The organism is Prauserella shujinwangii, assembly GCF_003001955.1.
In the GTDB taxonomy this organism is placed as follows: Bacteria; Actinomycetota; Actinomycetes; order Mycobacteriales; family Pseudonocardiaceae; genus Qaidamihabitans; species Qaidamihabitans shujinwangii.
Genome location: NZ_PVNH01000002.1, coordinates 141885 through 155320, shown reverse-complemented (window position 1 = coordinate 155320; position 13436 = coordinate 141885). Strand labels below are relative to the sequence as shown.

The 13436-nt window shown below is 71.3% G+C and carries 14 protein-coding genes; 8 read left to right on the top strand and 6 right to left on the bottom strand.

Translation table 11 applies throughout. From position 1 onward, the window contains the following. Positions 1 to 4: 4 nt before the first annotated feature. Positions 5 to 694, bottom strand: coding sequence for a response regulator transcription factor (locus tag B0I33_RS03975; RefSeq protein ID WP_106177156.1), 690 nt, complete (start codon positions 692 to 694; stop codon positions 5 to 7). A gap of 89 nt (positions 695 to 783) precedes the next feature. On the opposite strand from B0I33_RS03975, the gene B0I33_RS03970 reads away from it, so the two are divergent. The 5 genes from B0I33_RS03970 to B0I33_RS03950 all read left to right on the top strand — a co-directional run bounded on the left by B0I33_RS03970 (position 784) and on the right by B0I33_RS03950 (position 5280). Further along, positions 784 to 1413, top strand: coding sequence for a M15 family metallopeptidase (locus tag B0I33_RS03970; protein ID WP_181193166.1), 630 nt, complete (start codon positions 784 to 786; stop codon positions 1411 to 1413). Beyond that, positions 1404 to 2543, top strand: a complete 1140-nt coding sequence (alr, locus tag B0I33_RS03965) for an alanine racemase (RefSeq protein ID WP_219927127.1) — start codon at positions 1404 to 1406, stop codon at positions 2541 to 2543. Before B0I33_RS03970 ends, alr begins: the two co-directional genes overlap by 10 nt. After that, entirely contained in the window at positions 2540 to 3520 is a 981-nt protein-coding gene (locus tag B0I33_RS03960; protein ID WP_106177155.1) for a D-alanine--D-alanine ligase family protein, read from the top strand. Before alr ends, B0I33_RS03960 begins: the two co-directional genes overlap by 4 nt. A 78-nt stretch (positions 3521 to 3598) precedes the next feature. Next, a complete protein-coding gene (locus B0I33_RS03955; protein ID WP_106177154.1) occupies positions 3599 to 4540 on the top strand; it encodes an ATP-binding cassette domain-containing protein in 942 nt (313 codons plus the stop codon). Beyond that, positions 4537 to 5280 (top strand): ABC transporter permease, encoded by a 744-nt coding sequence (locus tag B0I33_RS03950; RefSeq protein WP_106177153.1) that lies wholly within the window; start codon positions 4537 to 4539, stop codon positions 5278 to 5280. The genes B0I33_RS03955 and B0I33_RS03950 overlap by 4 nt, the downstream gene beginning before the upstream one ends. Here the strand turns inward: B0I33_RS03950 and B0I33_RS03945 are convergent. Both B0I33_RS03945 and B0I33_RS03940 read right to left on the bottom strand, forming a co-directional pair. After that, positions 5264 to 8422, bottom strand: a complete 3159-nt coding sequence (locus tag B0I33_RS03945; protein WP_106177152.1) for an ATP-binding protein — start codon at positions 8420 to 8422, stop codon at positions 5264 to 5266. The genes B0I33_RS03950 and B0I33_RS03945 overlap by 17 nt on opposite strands. Before the next feature lie 102 nt (positions 8423 to 8524). Beyond that, complete coding sequence (locus B0I33_RS03940) at positions 8525 to 8965, bottom strand: SgcJ/EcaC family oxidoreductase (protein ID WP_106177151.1); 441 nt, start codon at positions 8963 to 8965, stop codon at positions 8525 to 8527. A gap of 76 nt (positions 8966 to 9041) precedes the next feature. Between B0I33_RS03940 and B0I33_RS03935 the strand changes: the two genes are divergently transcribed. Together B0I33_RS03935 and B0I33_RS03930 are read left to right on the top strand one after the other, a co-directional pair. After that, positions 9042 to 9656 carry a TetR/AcrR family transcriptional regulator gene (locus B0I33_RS03935; RefSeq protein ID WP_106177150.1) on the top strand — a complete coding sequence of 205 codons (615 nt, stop codon included), beginning with the start codon at positions 9042 to 9044 and terminating at the stop codon, positions 9654 to 9656. 91 nt (positions 9657 to 9747) lie between these two features. Beyond that, positions 9748 to 10323: a carboxymuconolactone decarboxylase family protein gene (locus B0I33_RS03930; protein WP_106177149.1), complete on the top strand. Its 576-nt coding sequence runs from the start codon at positions 9748 to 9750 to the stop codon at positions 10321 to 10323. Here B0I33_RS03930 and B0I33_RS03925 read toward each other — a convergent pair. Together B0I33_RS03925 and B0I33_RS03920 are read right to left on the bottom strand one after the other, a co-directional pair. Then, positions 10313 to 11107, bottom strand: a complete 795-nt coding sequence (locus tag B0I33_RS03925; protein ID WP_245900431.1) for an SAM-dependent methyltransferase — start codon at positions 11105 to 11107, stop codon at positions 10313 to 10315. The two genes, B0I33_RS03930 and B0I33_RS03925, sit on opposite strands and share 11 nt — an antisense overlap. A gap of 157 nt (positions 11108 to 11264) precedes the next feature. Then, a complete protein-coding gene (locus tag B0I33_RS03920; protein WP_106177148.1) occupies positions 11265 to 11975 on the bottom strand; it encodes a class I SAM-dependent methyltransferase in 711 nt (236 codons plus the stop codon). A gap of 47 nt (positions 11976 to 12022) precedes the next feature. On the opposite strand from B0I33_RS03920, the gene B0I33_RS03915 reads away from it, so the two are divergent. Further along, positions 12023 to 12292: a DUF2277 domain-containing protein gene (locus B0I33_RS03915; RefSeq protein ID WP_106177147.1), complete on the top strand. Its 270-nt coding sequence runs from the start codon at positions 12023 to 12025 to the stop codon at positions 12290 to 12292. A 40-nt stretch (positions 12293 to 12332) separates the two neighbouring features. Here B0I33_RS03915 and galT read toward each other — a convergent pair whose 3' ends face one another. Further along, entirely contained in the window at positions 12333 to 13409 is a 1077-nt protein-coding gene (gene galT / locus B0I33_RS03910; protein ID WP_106177646.1) for a galactose-1-phosphate uridylyltransferase, read from the bottom strand. Positions 13410 to 13436: the final 27 nt, after the last annotated feature.

Sequence of the window (13436 nt, the reverse complement as noted above, 5' to 3'; positions counted from 1 at the left end):
CTCCCTATCCACGGTCCCCTCCCGCACGTCCGGTGCCGGGGTTTATCCGGTAGCCGACGCCAGGCACGGTCGCGATGATCCACGGCTCTCCGAGCCGCTTGCGCAGCGCCGAGACCGTGATGCGCACCGCGTTGGTGAAGGGGTCGGCGTTCTCGTCCCACGCGCGCTCCAGGAGTTCCTCGGCGCTGACGACACCGCCCTCGGCGGCGACGAGAACCTCGAGCACGGCGAACTGCTTCCGGGTGAGCGCGACGTAGCGGCCGTCGCGATAGACCTCACGGCGGAACGGATCCAGGCGCAGGCCCGCGATCTCCCGCACGGGCGGTCTGTTGTGGGCACGCCTGCGGTCCAGTGCCCTGAGCCGGAGCACGAGCTCCCGCAGCTCGAACGGTTTCGTGAGGTAGTCGTCGGCGCCGAGTCCGAACCCGGATGCCTTGTCGTCGAGCCGGTCGGCGGCGGTGAGCATGAGGATCGGCATACCGCTGCCCGAGGCCACGATGTGCTCGGCGATCTCGTCCCCGGAGGGACCCGGGATGTCGCGGTCGAGGACGGCGATGTCGTAGGCGTTGACGCTGAGCATCTCCAGCGCCGTGTCACCGTCACCGGCGATGTCGGCCGCGATCGCCTCCAGGCGCAGGCCATCGCGAACGGCTTCCGCCAAGTAGGGTTCGTCTTCGACGATCAACACGCGCATACGCGCCATATGCTACGAGCAGGGGCATATCGCCGGCATATCGAAAACCACATACGTGCCGGCAACATCGCGCCGCCTTCACTCGGGGCATGCCCTACCGCGAACCAGCACGGACAGCGGTCCGCCGTATCCGGCCGACCGTCCTCACCGTCCTCGTCGCGGCCGGCGCGACGCTCACCGGCGTCCTCGTCTACCAGTCGCTGGCGTACTCGTCGTCGTCCCCGGCCGCATCGCCAGATCACATCCGTCACCACCCCCGCGTACCCGGTGCGGCGGACGGTGCCGTGCCCGACGGCGTGACGGTCTTCGACGACGAGTTCCCTGCCGTGGCCCGCCTCGACCCGTACCTGCTCGGCGCCCTGCGCGAAGCGGCGACCGACGCCGCGGCCGACGGGGTCGCGTTCGTCGTCAACAGTGGCTGGCGAACACCCGCCTACCAGGAACAACTGCTCCGGGAGGCGGTCTCGAAGTACGGCTCCGAAGAGGAGGCAGCCCGGTGGGTGGCCACCGCGGAGACGTCCGCTCACGTGTCGGGGGACGCGGTCGACATCGGGCACTCCGCCGCCAGGGCGTGGCTTTCCGAGCACGGCGCCGCGTACGGGCTGTGCCAGATCTACCGCAACGAGCCCTGGCACTACGAGCTGCGCCCCGAGGCCATCGAGGACGGTTGTCCGCCCCGCTACGACGACCCGACGCAGGATCCGCGGATGTGGCGGTGACCAGCGCGCTCGGCATCTCCCGGCCAGGGCGCGCCAGCTTCCCGCCGCCGACCCTGCACACGATCCCTCGAGCGATCGGCGAGAACGTCGCGATCGCGCGCGCACGGACGCGTTCGCGGATCATGGCGGTGGTCAAAGCGGACGGTTACGGGCACGGTGCCGTCACGGTCGCGCGGGCCGCGATCGCCGCCGGAGCGGGGTGGCTCGGCACGACGGACCTGGCCGAGGCCTTGCGACTGCGTGCGGCCGGGATCACCGCACCGATCCTGACCTGGCTGAACCCCTCCGGTGTGGACGCCGAGGCCGCTGCGATCGGCAGGACCGACATCGCGGTCGGATCGGTCGGCGAGCTGGAAGCGCTGCTGGCACAGACCTCGCCCACGGCTCTGCGAGTTCACCTGCACCTGGACACCGGTATGGCCCGCGAAGGCTGCCCGGCACCGGAGTGGGAAGCGCTCCTCACCGGCGCCCGGCGGGGACAGCGGCGGGGAAGGATCCGCGTGGTGGGCCTCATGGGACACCTGCCGCTGGCCGACCTGGCCGATCCCGAGGCGAACGCAGCCGCGGTGGCACGCCTGCGGCACGCCGGTGACGCGGTCGCCGCGGCGGGGTTCGGCATCCCGCTGATCCACCTGGCCGCGACCTCCGCGACGTTGACCGACCCGTCCACCCACTTCGGAATTGTCCGCTTCGGAGCCGGGCTCGTCGGCATCGATCCCTCGGGGGTCACCGACCTGCACGGTGCGGCCCGGTTGACCGCGCCGGTGGTGCACAGCGCCGCCGTCGAGGCGGGGACGCCGGTCGGCTATGGCGGTACCTACGTCACGGACACGGCCACCCACCTCAGCGTGCTGCCTCTCGGGTACGCCGACGGGATCCCGCGAGAGATCGCCCCCGGCGCCTCGGTGGAGATCCACGGACGACGCCATCCGGTGGCCGGGCGGGTGTCGATGGACCAGATCGTGGTCGACACCGGCACCGACCACGTTCCGCGCGGCACGACCGCGACCGTGTTCGGCCCGCGGGACGGGATCACTCCGACCATTCAGGACTGGGCCCGGTGGGCCGGGACCATTCCGCACACCATCGTCACCGGCATCGGGCCACGAGTGGAAAGGACAATCGCGTGACGCGACGTATCTTGGTCATCGGGGGCGGGCAGAACGCCGAGCACGAGGTCTCCGTGGCGACCGCCCGAGCCGTCGCGGGCGCGCTGCGCTCCCGCGGGTTCGAGGTCAGCGACATCGTCATCGGCCGCGACGGGCGGTGGAGACACGGGGCGGAAACGCTCGGGACAAGCGCCGCCGCCTCGCTGGCCGCGGCGTTGCCGCTCCTGGAGCGAACGGACGTGGTCTTCCCCGCGGTCCACGGTCCCCTCGGGGAGGACGGGACACTCGCCGCCCTGTGCGCCCTCGCCCGGAAACCCGTGGTCGGATCCGGCCTGCGCGCCGGCGCGGTCGGCATGGACAAGTGGGTGACCAAGCTCGTCGCCGAAGCCATCGGGATACGCGTCGCCCCGGGACGTCTGGTGCGGGCGGCCGACAGCGCGGGCATCGAGTTCGAGACCGATGTCGTCGTGAAACCGGTCGCCGCCGGGTCCAGTTACGGCGTCACCCTCGCCCGGGACGCCCGCCAACTGGACGAGGCGCTGCGCACGGCGTCGCGCTACGACGATCAGATTCTGCTCGAGCACGTCGTGCACGGCCGGGAGATCGACGTCGCCGTCCTGCGGGAGGCGGACGGCAGCCGCTGGGCGGCACCCCCGCTGGAGATCCACACCAGCGGCCTGTTCGACACGGCCACGAAGTACGACGGAACCGCCCGGTTCACGGTGCCCGCCGACCTCGGCGGTGCCGACCATGCCGCGATCACGCGGGCGGCGCTGGCCATGTTCGACGCCCTCGGCTGCGCCGGGGTCGCCCGCATGGACTTCTTCCTCACCGACGACGGCCCCGTGCTCAACGAGGTCAACACGATGCCCGGAATGACAGCCGAGTCCCAGGTGCCACGGATGTTCGCGGCGGTGGGTGTTCCCTACGAGGAACTCGTCGCCCGGCTGGTCGGCGCCGCGAGGTCACCGACGACAGCCACGGACGACGGTGAGTGACCACGTCACGCCCCCGTGTCCGCGGCCGTGTCAGGGCCGTGACAGCGGGGTGTCAGGCCGGGCGGCGACGGTGGTCGCATGACAAGTTCTGCGATCGCGGTCTCCGGGCTGCGGAAGACGTTCGGGGACAAGACGGTGCTCGACGGCATCGATCTGGATGTCCCCTCGGGCACGGTGTTCTCGCTGCTCGGCCCGAACGGGGCGGGCAAGACGACGACGGTGAACGTGCTGACCACGTTGATGAAGGCCGACGCCGGGACGGTGCGGGTCGCCGGGCACGACGTCGAGAACGAGGCCAGGGCGGTGCGCGCGGCCATCGGGGTCACCGGCCAGTTCGCCGCGGTGGACGAACTGCTGACCGGGCGGGAGAACCTGCAGCTGATGGTGGACCTGAACCGGCGCCCCTCCGGCGACGGCCAGCGGGTCGTCACCGACCTGCTGGAACGGTTCGACCTGATGGAGTCGGCGCAGAAGCCCGCGTCGACCTACTCCGGCGGTATGCGCCGCAAGCTCGACCTGGCGATGACGCTCGTCGGCGACCCGCGGATCATCTTCCTGGACGAGCCGACGACCGGGCTGGACCCGCGCAGCCGCCGCACGATGTGGTCGATCATCCGCGATCTGGTGGCCGACGGCGTGACCATCTTCCTCACCACCCAGTACCTTGAGGAAGCCGACCAGCTCGCCGACCGCATCGCGGTACTCGACCAGGGCCGCCTGGTCGCCCAGGGCACGTCGGACGAACTCAAGCGCCAGGTGCCCGGCACACATGTCCGGCTGCGGTTCACCACCGTCGCCGAACTCGACGCGGCCGCGCGGGTCCTGCCCGACTCCACCCGGGACGAGGAGGCACTGGCCCTGCGGGTGCCGAGCGACGCGGGCACGACCTCACTGCGGGCGCTGCTGGACCGGCTCGACGAGTACTCGATCAGCGCCGAGGAGCTCTCCGTCCACACCCCCGACCTCGATGACGTTTTCCTCGCCCTGACGGGCCACACCACGGAGGTTGCCGCGAAATGAAGTCCCACTCGATGGTGATGTTGCGCCGCAACTTCAAACACATCGCGCGCAACCCGACCACGGTGTTCAACGCGGTCCTGATGCCGGTCGTGATGATGTTCATGTTCGTGTACGTGTTCGGCGACGCGTTCAGCGTCGGCGCCGACTACGTCGACTACGCGACACCGGGGCTGATGCTGCTGGCTGTCGCTTATGGAGTGGGATCCGTGGCGGTCTCGGTGAACTCCGACATGACCAAGGGAATCATCAACCGGTTCAAGGTCATGGACGTCTCTCGCGGCGCGGTGCTGACCGGTCACGTCATCGCCAGTGTGCTGACCAACCTGGTCGCCATCGCGGCGCTCGTCGGGGTGGCCTTCCTGCTGGGCTTCGGCCCTTCAGCGGGTTTCCTCGACTGGCTCGGCGTGCTCGGTGTGGTCGTACTGCTCGGTTTCGCGCTCGGCTGGCTCACCGTCGCGCTGGGACTGGCGGCCAAGTCTCCCGAGACGGCGGGGATCGCCTCCGTGCCGCTGGTCATGCTGCCGTTCTTCAGCAGCGCGATCGTTCCGGCGGAGGCGATGGGTCCCGGTATCCGGGAGTTCGCGGAGTACCAGCCCTTCACACCGATCATCGAGACCCTGCGGGGCTTCCTGGGCGGCGCGCCGGAGGGCATCGACGTGATCGTCGCCGCCGGCTGGTGCGTCGGGATGGCCCTGGCCGGCTATCTGTGGGCGCGCTCCACGTTCAGCAAGCGAGCGTGACCTCGGCCAGCTCCCGCCAGCTCGCCCGCGCACCCTCCCGCGTCGCCTCGGTGAACCGTGTTTCACCGAGGCGACGCCGCGCGGCCTGCTCGATCCGGGCCACATCCGGGTGGGAACGATCGGGCAGGCCGCGCAGGCGGGTGCTCGCCGCGAGCAGCCGGGCGGCCTGCTCGTACTTCCGTGCGCGCAACGCCAGGTCCGCGATCCCGACGAGTACCTGGGCGATGTCGTGCGCGCGGCCCGTCTCGGACGCCGTCCGGAAGGCCGCGAGGCGGTGGTCCCTGGCCTCACCGAAATCCTCGGCGAGATAACCGAGCAGGTCGTGTCCCATCGCCCGGATGTAGGCCCGGTCGGCGTCCTCGCCCATCATCGCCATCGCGATGTCGAGCTGCCGCTGAGCCTGCCCGGCGTCACCGCGCCAGCGTGCGAGTTCCGCCTTCGCCATCGCCAGCTCGGCCAGCGCCTCCGGCCAGGCGACCCGGTCCGCGGCCCGCTGCGCCTGTCCCATGGCGGTCGCGCTGGCGTCCGCGTCCCCCAGCAGCCAGTACAGCTGGGCCTGCCGTGAGCGCATCCGGACGACGTCCTCGACGGCACCCACCTCGGTGACCACCGCGACCGCCTGTTCGTAGTATTCGCACGCACCGGCGAACTCGCCCCGCACGGCGACGCGTTCCGCCAGCTCGGTGAGGGCGAAGGAGGTTCCCCACCGTTCGCCGAGGGCGCGGAACTCGGTGAGCGCGGTCTCGAGATGGGCGTCCGCCTCCCGGCTGCCGTCGCCGAGCATGTTCCGCATCTTGCCGAGCTGCAACCGGGCCAGCGCGCGCACCCAGGGGTCCTCGTCGGCCAGCAGTGGTTCGAAGGCCGCCACGTACTCGTCCTGCCCGTGCAGCAGGCGTTCCAGTGCGGCGGTCAGCCGCACGGCCGGGTGGCTGACCCGCACCCGCCTGCCGAGCTCGTATGCCCTGCGGATCCACTCCTCGGCGCGGAACTGGTCGCGCGACCGCCCTGAGGTCAGGAACCCCGTGACGAAGGCGTACACCACGGCCTGGACCTCCTCGGGCACGTCGCCGGGCATGGCGGCCGCCGCCATGATGAGTTCGTTGCCCTCGGCCTTGTGCCCGCCGAGCCACCAGTACCAGCCGGCGGCCGCGGCGAGCCGCATCGCCCCGTGTGCCTCGCCCGCCGCGAGGGCACCACGCATCGCGGCGGCGATGTTGTCGTGCTCGGCCTGGAGCGTGGCGAGCCATTCCCGCTGCTCGGCGCGGCGCAGGTGCGGCTCCGCGGTTTCGGCCAGCTCGGTGAAGTACGCCAGGTGCGCCCGGCGCGCCAGGTCCGATTCGCCCGCCTCCGCGAGACGCTGCTCGGCGTACTCCTTGATCGTGCCGAGCATCCGGTAACGCGGGGCCCCTTCGCCGTCGGTGACCACCAGCGACTTCTCGGTCAGCGCGGTCAGCAGTTCGAGCACCTGGTCGGCTTCCACGCCTGTGCTCCTCCCGCCCCCCGTGCCCGCGCAGACCCGCTCGGCGGCTTCCAGGCTCGCGCCACCGGAGAACACCGACAGCCTGCGCAGCACCACCCGCTCGGCGTCGGTGAGCAGTTCCCAGCTCCAGTCGATCACCGCGCGCAGCGTCCGGTGCCGCGGCAGGGCGGTCCGGCTTCCGCCGGTCAGCAGCCGGAAGCGGTCGTCGAGCCGGTTGGCGAGCTGGTCGAGGGACATGGTGCGCAACCTCGCCGCGGCGAGCTCGATGGCCAGCGGCATCCCGTCCAGCGCGCGGCAGACGCGGGCCATGGTCGACAACGTGCCGGCGTCGGCCGGGAGGTCCTTGCGCACCGCGCCTGCCCGGTCCCGCAGCAGCTGGACCGCCGCGGAGGCCTCGATCTTGCCGGGGTCGGCGTCCTCCGCGGGCAGGACCAGCGGCGCGACCGGCCACAGCGCCTCCCCGGTGATGCCGAGGGGTTCCCTGCTCGTCGCGAGGATCCGCAGCCGCCGGCACTCTCCGAGCACCCGGTGGGTGAAGGTCGCCGCGGACTCGATCACGTGCTCGCAGTTGTCCAGGACCAGCAGCGCCTCCCGCTCGCGGAGCGCGGCGACGACCCGCTCCGTCGGCTCCGCGTCGGGCGCGTCGGCGAGCAGGGCGTCCCGGAGACCGAGCGCGGCGAGGGCCGCCTGCGCCACGTCGGCCTCGGCGCCGATGGCCGCGAGCTCGACCAGCCAGACCCCGTCCGGCAGGTCGCCGAGCAGCGTGCGCGCGGTCTCCGTGGCCAGCCTGGTCTTGCCCGAGCCGCCCGGCCCGATCAGGGTGGTGAGCCGGTGTTCGGTGACGAGCTCGCGGACCGCGGCGACGTCGGCGTCCTTGCCGACGAAGCTGCTCAGCTCGGCGCGGAGGTTGGTCTTCCGGTCGTCCTCCCGCCGTCCCAGCTCGCCCCGCAGCAGCGCGACGTGCAACGCGGACAGCTCCGGTGCGGGGTCGGCGCCCAGCGTCTCGGCCAGCGCCTCCCTCGTGCGCTCGTACACGAGCAGCGCCTCGGTGTCGCGGCCGGTGGCCACGAGGGCACGCATCAGCGCGGCGACGAGCCGTTCCCGCAACGGGTGGGCGGCCACCACGTCGGTCAGTTCCGCGACCAGGTCCGCACCGTGGCCAAGGGCGATCTCCGCGTCGAACCGATCCTCCAGTGCGGTCAGACGCAGCCGGTCGAGCCGGGTGACCGCCGCGTCGAAGGCCGCGCTGTCCTGCAGACCGACGTCCTGCATGGCCGCGCCGCGCCACAGGCGGAGGGCCTCGCGCAGCAGCCGGACCCGCCGCGGGCCCTCCTCGTCGCGGGCCTGGCCGACGAGGCGTTCGAACCGCACGGCGTCGACGGCGTCGGGTTCCACCCGCAGCCGGTAGCCGTCCGGCTGTCCTTCGACCGAGCCTTCCGGGAGCGCCTTCCGCAGCCGGGAAACCAGCCGTTGCAGCGCGTTCGCCGCGTCGGACGGCGGGTGCTCGCCCCAGATCCAGTCGACGAGCGTCGCCTTCGGGATCGCGCGGTCTGGTTCCAGCGCGAGCGCGACCAGCAGCGCGCGCAACCGGGCGCCCGGCACGTCGGCGAGGCCGCCGTCGTCCCCGCGGACCTCGAACGGTCCCAGCACCCCGATCTGCACCTGGGTGATTTTGCCACGGCGATCATGACGTGGGCCGCGGCAGCGGCGGCGGGAACACCGGCGTGGTCCTTCGCGCCGGCGGTTCGGGCGCTCCGGACCGGCTCAGCTCAGGTGGGGGCCGCGTTCCCATTCCCTGGGTGCCCGCCGGGCGAGTGCTTCGTCCCGCCCGGCGAAGTCCGCCATGTTCAGCACGGCGGTGTTGTGGAAGGCGAGGATCTCCCCGCCCCGGACGAGCTTCGTCTGGACGGCCTCGACCGTACCGGCCCGTGGTCCTTCGGGGACGGACAGCCGTGATCCGGTGTGGGCGAGCAGGAGGTCGTCGGCGATCGGTCGGCTGTCCAGCAGCCAGTACTCCAGCCTGCTGCCGCGGTAGATCGTGTCGAAGATCTTCTGGTGTTCCTCGGCGATGACCGCACGGCCACGCTGAACGCGCCCGAGTGCGTCGACGAAGGTGGCGTCCTCCGCGAAGCTCGCCGCCCATGCGGCACCGTCTCCCGCGTTCCAGGCGCGGGCCATCGCGGCGATGATGTCCTCGACCGGCATGGATCCTCCACTCGCTAGACTCAGAACTTAGAACAACTATCCATTCACTAGAACAATGTACTAGTACGGAGGGTGGATGTCATCGGACCTTCCCGGCCTCGTCCGGCTTCGCGATCAGCGGGAGGCGCTGACGCGCCGCACGATCCTCACCGCGGCGCGGGAACTGTTCGCCCAACGCGGCTACGCGCGCACCCCGGTCCGGCTCATCGCCGAGCACGCCGGGGTCGCGCCCCAGACGATCTACGCGCACTACGGCTCCAAGGCGGGCGTCCTCACTGGGCTGGTCGATCTGCTCGACGACGAGGCGGGTATGCCCGAGCTCGTCGCGGCCGCCGACCGGATGACCGACCCGGCCGAACTGCTCGGGCTGCTGGCCACCGCCAGCCGCCAGGTCAGGCAACGCTGTGGGGACATCGTCGCGATCATGCGCTCGGGCGCCGCCGTCGACCCTGACATCGCCGCCACGCAGGCGGAGGCGCAACGGCGCAACCGGCTCGGCGTGGAGATGGTCGTCTCCCGTGTCCGGGACTCGGGTACCGACGTCGTCGAGCGCGCCGTGGACATCGCCGTCGCCCTGATGAGCCTGGGGGTGCACGACTGCCTCGTCGTCGAAGCCGGATGGTCGTACGACGAGTACGAGAGCTGGCTGAAACGTACCCTGGTCGACACGCTGCTCGACGGCGGGCGGTGAGCCCTGGTCCAGGCGACCGGTGCCTGGTTGTCACCTTCGCGTTCCCGGCGGTGTCTCCATGCCGACAGCAACACCGGACAGGGAGGGCATCATGGCGCCACGCGTTCCGAAGACGGAGATCACCGGGTTCACCGGGAGCATGGTCAAGCGGTTCAGCCGCAAGATGCTGGGCGAGGTGCCGGAACCCCTCGGGGTGCTCTGGCACCACCGCAGGGTCCTCATGGACACGATGCGGCTCGGGGGCAAGGCGAACAAGTGGGACGCCGCCGACAAGAGCCTCAAGTCGTTCGCGCACATGGCCGTCGCGGCTCAGGTCGGCTGCGGCTTCTGCCTCGACCTCGGTTACTTCCAGGCACAGAACGAGAACCTCGACCTGGCCAAGGCGAGCCAGGTGCCGCGCTGGCGGGAGTCGGACGTGTTCACCCCGCTGGAGCGGGACGTGCTGGAGTACGCCGAGGCCATGACGAACACGCCGCCGACCGTCACCGACGAGCTGTCCGCGCGGCTGCTCGACCGGCTCGGCCCGGCGGCGATGGTCGAACTGACCGCGTTCATCGCGCTGTCCAACTTCATGACCAGGAACAACACGGCACTCGGAATCGAGTCGCAGGGCTTCTCGTCGGCGTGTGCGGTGCCGCTGGCCGGGACGGGAGCGGCTACTCCTTGACGCCGACTCCGCCCGCGATGCACTGCTCGACCTGGTTCAGCGGGCGGATCTTGGGGCCGTCCGGCCACCACAGGTCGCACAGCGCGACGCCGGGCTCGATCATCCGCAGGTCCCCGAACAGCGCTTCGATCTGCGCGCGGGTGCGGAACCGGCCGCTGCCCATCGGGCTGTGGATGAACAGCTCCTCCATCCGGCGCGCCAGCGGGCTCAGCTCGGCGGTCTCCGGGTCGAAGAAGTGGCTGAGCACGACCGCCGAGCCGGGTGCGAACGCCTCGATGTAGCGGCGCATGAGGTCGGGAGCGTCGTCGTCGAGGTAGTGGTGCCAGGTCCCGACGTGCAGCAGCGCGACCGGGCGGTCGAAGTCGATGTGCTTGCGCACCCCCTCGTGGCCGAGGACATCCTCGGGTACGAAGATGTCCGCGTCCACGAGGTGGGTGCGCTCGTTCTCCTCGAGCAGCGCCCGCCCGTGGGCGAGGACGACGGGGTCGTTGTCGACGTAGACCACCGTGGCCTCGTCGTTGAGCCGTTGCACGACCTGGTGCGTGTTCTCCGCCGTCGGCAGCCCGGAGCCGCAGTCGATGAACTGGTCGATCCGCAGCTGGTCCACCACGAACCGGGCCGCCCTGATCAGGAACTGGCGGTTCGACCACGCCAGGTCCTTCACCTCGGGTGCCGCTCGCGCCACCTGGGCCAGCACTTCCCGGTCGATCGCGTAGTTGTCCGTGCCGCCCAGCGCGGCGTCGTAGACCCGGGCGATGCTCGCGCGGGTGGTGTCGATCCCCACCGGATCCGAACTGGGCGCTCCTGACGCGCGACGTGTCGACGGCATCGAGTCCCTCACTGTGCGGCTGGTTACAGGCGTCAACGCACAGTAGTACCTCGGGGACCGTGCGCTCCAGGTGGCCTCCTCGGCTGTTCCCGTTCCGCGACCTGCGCCGGTGTCATCGCCGCGGGTCCGGCACGGCCCTGAGGGCGAGGAAGCCGGTCGGCTCCCGGCACAGCCGCTGGTAGTCCTCGCGGTGGAGGTCCGCCGCCTCCGGCCTCGGCCGGGGCTCCAGCAGGCGTTCGAGGAGGAAGCCCGCCGCCCGCAGCTCCTCGCACGTGCGCTCCAGGGGAGCCAGCCAGTACCGGAGCCGCCAGCCCTTGCTCCACACCTCCTCGATGACCCGCACGTCGAAGTAGCTGCCACCGTGCCGCAGCCAGTCGCCGGTCGGGTGCGGACGGGAGAGGACGAGCGCTCCGCCCGGCCGCAGCACCCGCCGCAGCTCCCGCAGCGCCGAGACCCGGTCGTCGACGTACTCCAGCGCGAGCGCGAACACCACCAGATCCACCGAGTCGTCGGGCAGCCAGCCGAGCGGGTCGGCGAGATCGTGTACGCGGAACTCGCCGGAAGGGACGCGCTGCCGGCACAGTTCGACCATGCGCGGGCTGTGGTCGAACCCGGTCACGCGCGCGCCCCGCGCCACCAGCTCCTCGGCGTAGAGCCCCGGACCGCAGGCCGCGTCCAGCACGGTGCGGCCCGCGACGTCCCCGAGCAGGTCCAGGCACGCGGGCCGGTCGTAGTGCGCGTTGAACAGACCGTCCCGCGCGTGTTCCAGGAACTCGTCGGCGAACGCGTCATACTGGGGATCCGGACCCACACCGTCGGCCACGGTCCGAGTCTGCCGTGTTCGCGGGCGGTTCGCCGTAGGCTGGGCTCATGTGCCGCAACATCACCGTGCTCCGTGGCCTCGAACCCCCGGCGACCGCCGAGGAGGTCGAGGCCGCCGCCCGGCAGTATGTCCGCAAGGTCAGCGGGGTGCAGACCCTGTCCGACGCCACGAGGGAGCCGTTCGAGGCCGCCGTCGCCGAGATCACCGCGATCACGGCGCGCCTGCTGGACGAGCTGCCCGCACGGCGTCAGCCACCGGTCACCGTGCCACCGCTGCGCCGTCCCGAGGTCCGCGCCCGGCTGGGCAGGGAGTCCTAGCACCGGCCCTCGGCCTGGATGGTGACGGTCCGCATCCAGGTCAGGCCTCGCGGAGACGGCGTGCGACGTCCTCCGGCAGCACGTCGGTGACGAACGCGTTCATCCCCGACTCCGAGCCGGCGAGGTACTTGAGCTTGTCCGCCGCCCTGCGCACGGAGAACAGCTGCAGGTGCAGGTAGCCGAGGCGGTCCTCGTCCCGCACCGGACCCTGGTGCCAGGCGGCGATGTACGGCAGCGGCGTGGGGTACAGCCGGTCGAACCGCCGCAGCACGTCCAGGTAGAGCGCGGCGAAGTCGTCCCGTTCCGCGTCCGTCAGTTCCGGGATCGTCCGCACCCGCCGCAGCGGGTAGAGGTGCACCTCCACCGGCCAGCGGGCCGCCGCCGGGACGAACGCCACCCAGTGCGCGGTCTCGGCCAGCAGCCGCACGCCCGCGGAACGTTCGGCCCCGATCACGTCGGTGTGCAGGTCGCGGCCGGTCCGCTCGCGGTAGCGATGCGCCACCTCCCACATCCGCCGGGTGCGCGGGGTGACGAACGGGTACGCGTAGATCTGCCCGTGCGGGTGCGTCAGCGTCACGCCGATCTCCGGTCCCCGGTTCTCGAAGCAGAAGACCTGCTCGACACCATCCAGAGCGGACAGTTCCTCGGTGCGGTCCGCCCAGGCGTCCACGACGAGCCTCGCCTGCTCGGCCGACAGGTCGGCGAACCGTGCGTGGTGGTCGCTCGTGAAGCACACGACCTCGCACCTGCCGACACCGGCGCGCACCGGCACGAGCGGATGGCGCAGGTCGCCCTCCGGTTGCCGCGCACCCATCGACAGGCTCGGCAACCGGTTCTCGAAGATCGCGACGGAGTAGCCGGGCGCGGGGATCTCCGTATGCCTTCCGTTCGACGAAGGGCACAGTGGACAGTCCTGTTCGGGTGGTAGATGCGTCCGGTCCTGCCGGTGCGCGGCCATCATCACCCACTCGTCGAGCAGTGGGTCGAGCCGGAGCTGCGACGAGGTGTGCACCGCGGGCAGCTGCCGCGGATCGTGCAGGTCGGGCACGCTCTCGTCGTCCGGGGTGAAGTAGAGCAGCTCGCGGCCGTCGGCCAGCGTCGTCGTCGTCCGTTTCACCGTCACCGTTCCTCGTGCGCAGCGTGG

Coding starts and splice junctions, on each gene's coding strand:
- B0I33_RS03970 (WP_181193166.1), top strand. CDS start 784: ATGCCCTACCGCGAACCAGCACGGACAGCGGTCCGCCGTATCCGGCCG.
- B0I33_RS03935 (WP_106177150.1), top strand. CDS start 9,042: ATGTCATCGGACCTTCCCGGCCTCGTCCGGCTTCGCGATCAGCGGGAG.
- B0I33_RS03950 (WP_106177153.1), top strand. CDS start 4,537: ATGAAGTCCCACTCGATGGTGATGTTGCGCCGCAACTTCAAACACATC.
- B0I33_RS03930 (WP_106177149.1), top strand. CDS start 9,748: ATGGCGCCACGCGTTCCGAAGACGGAGATCACCGGGTTCACCGGGAGC.
- B0I33_RS03915 (WP_106177147.1), top strand. CDS start 12,023: ATGTGCCGCAACATCACCGTGCTCCGTGGCCTCGAACCCCCGGCGACC.
- B0I33_RS03975 (WP_106177156.1), bottom strand. CDS start 694: ATGCGCGTGTTGATCGTCGAAGACGAACCCTACTTGGCGGAAGCCGTT.
- B0I33_RS03940 (WP_106177151.1), bottom strand. CDS start 8,965: ATGCCGGTCGAGGACATCATCGCCGCGATGGCCCGCGCCTGGAACGCG.
- B0I33_RS03955 (WP_106177154.1), top strand. CDS start 3,599: ATGACAAGTTCTGCGATCGCGGTCTCCGGGCTGCGGAAGACGTTCGGG.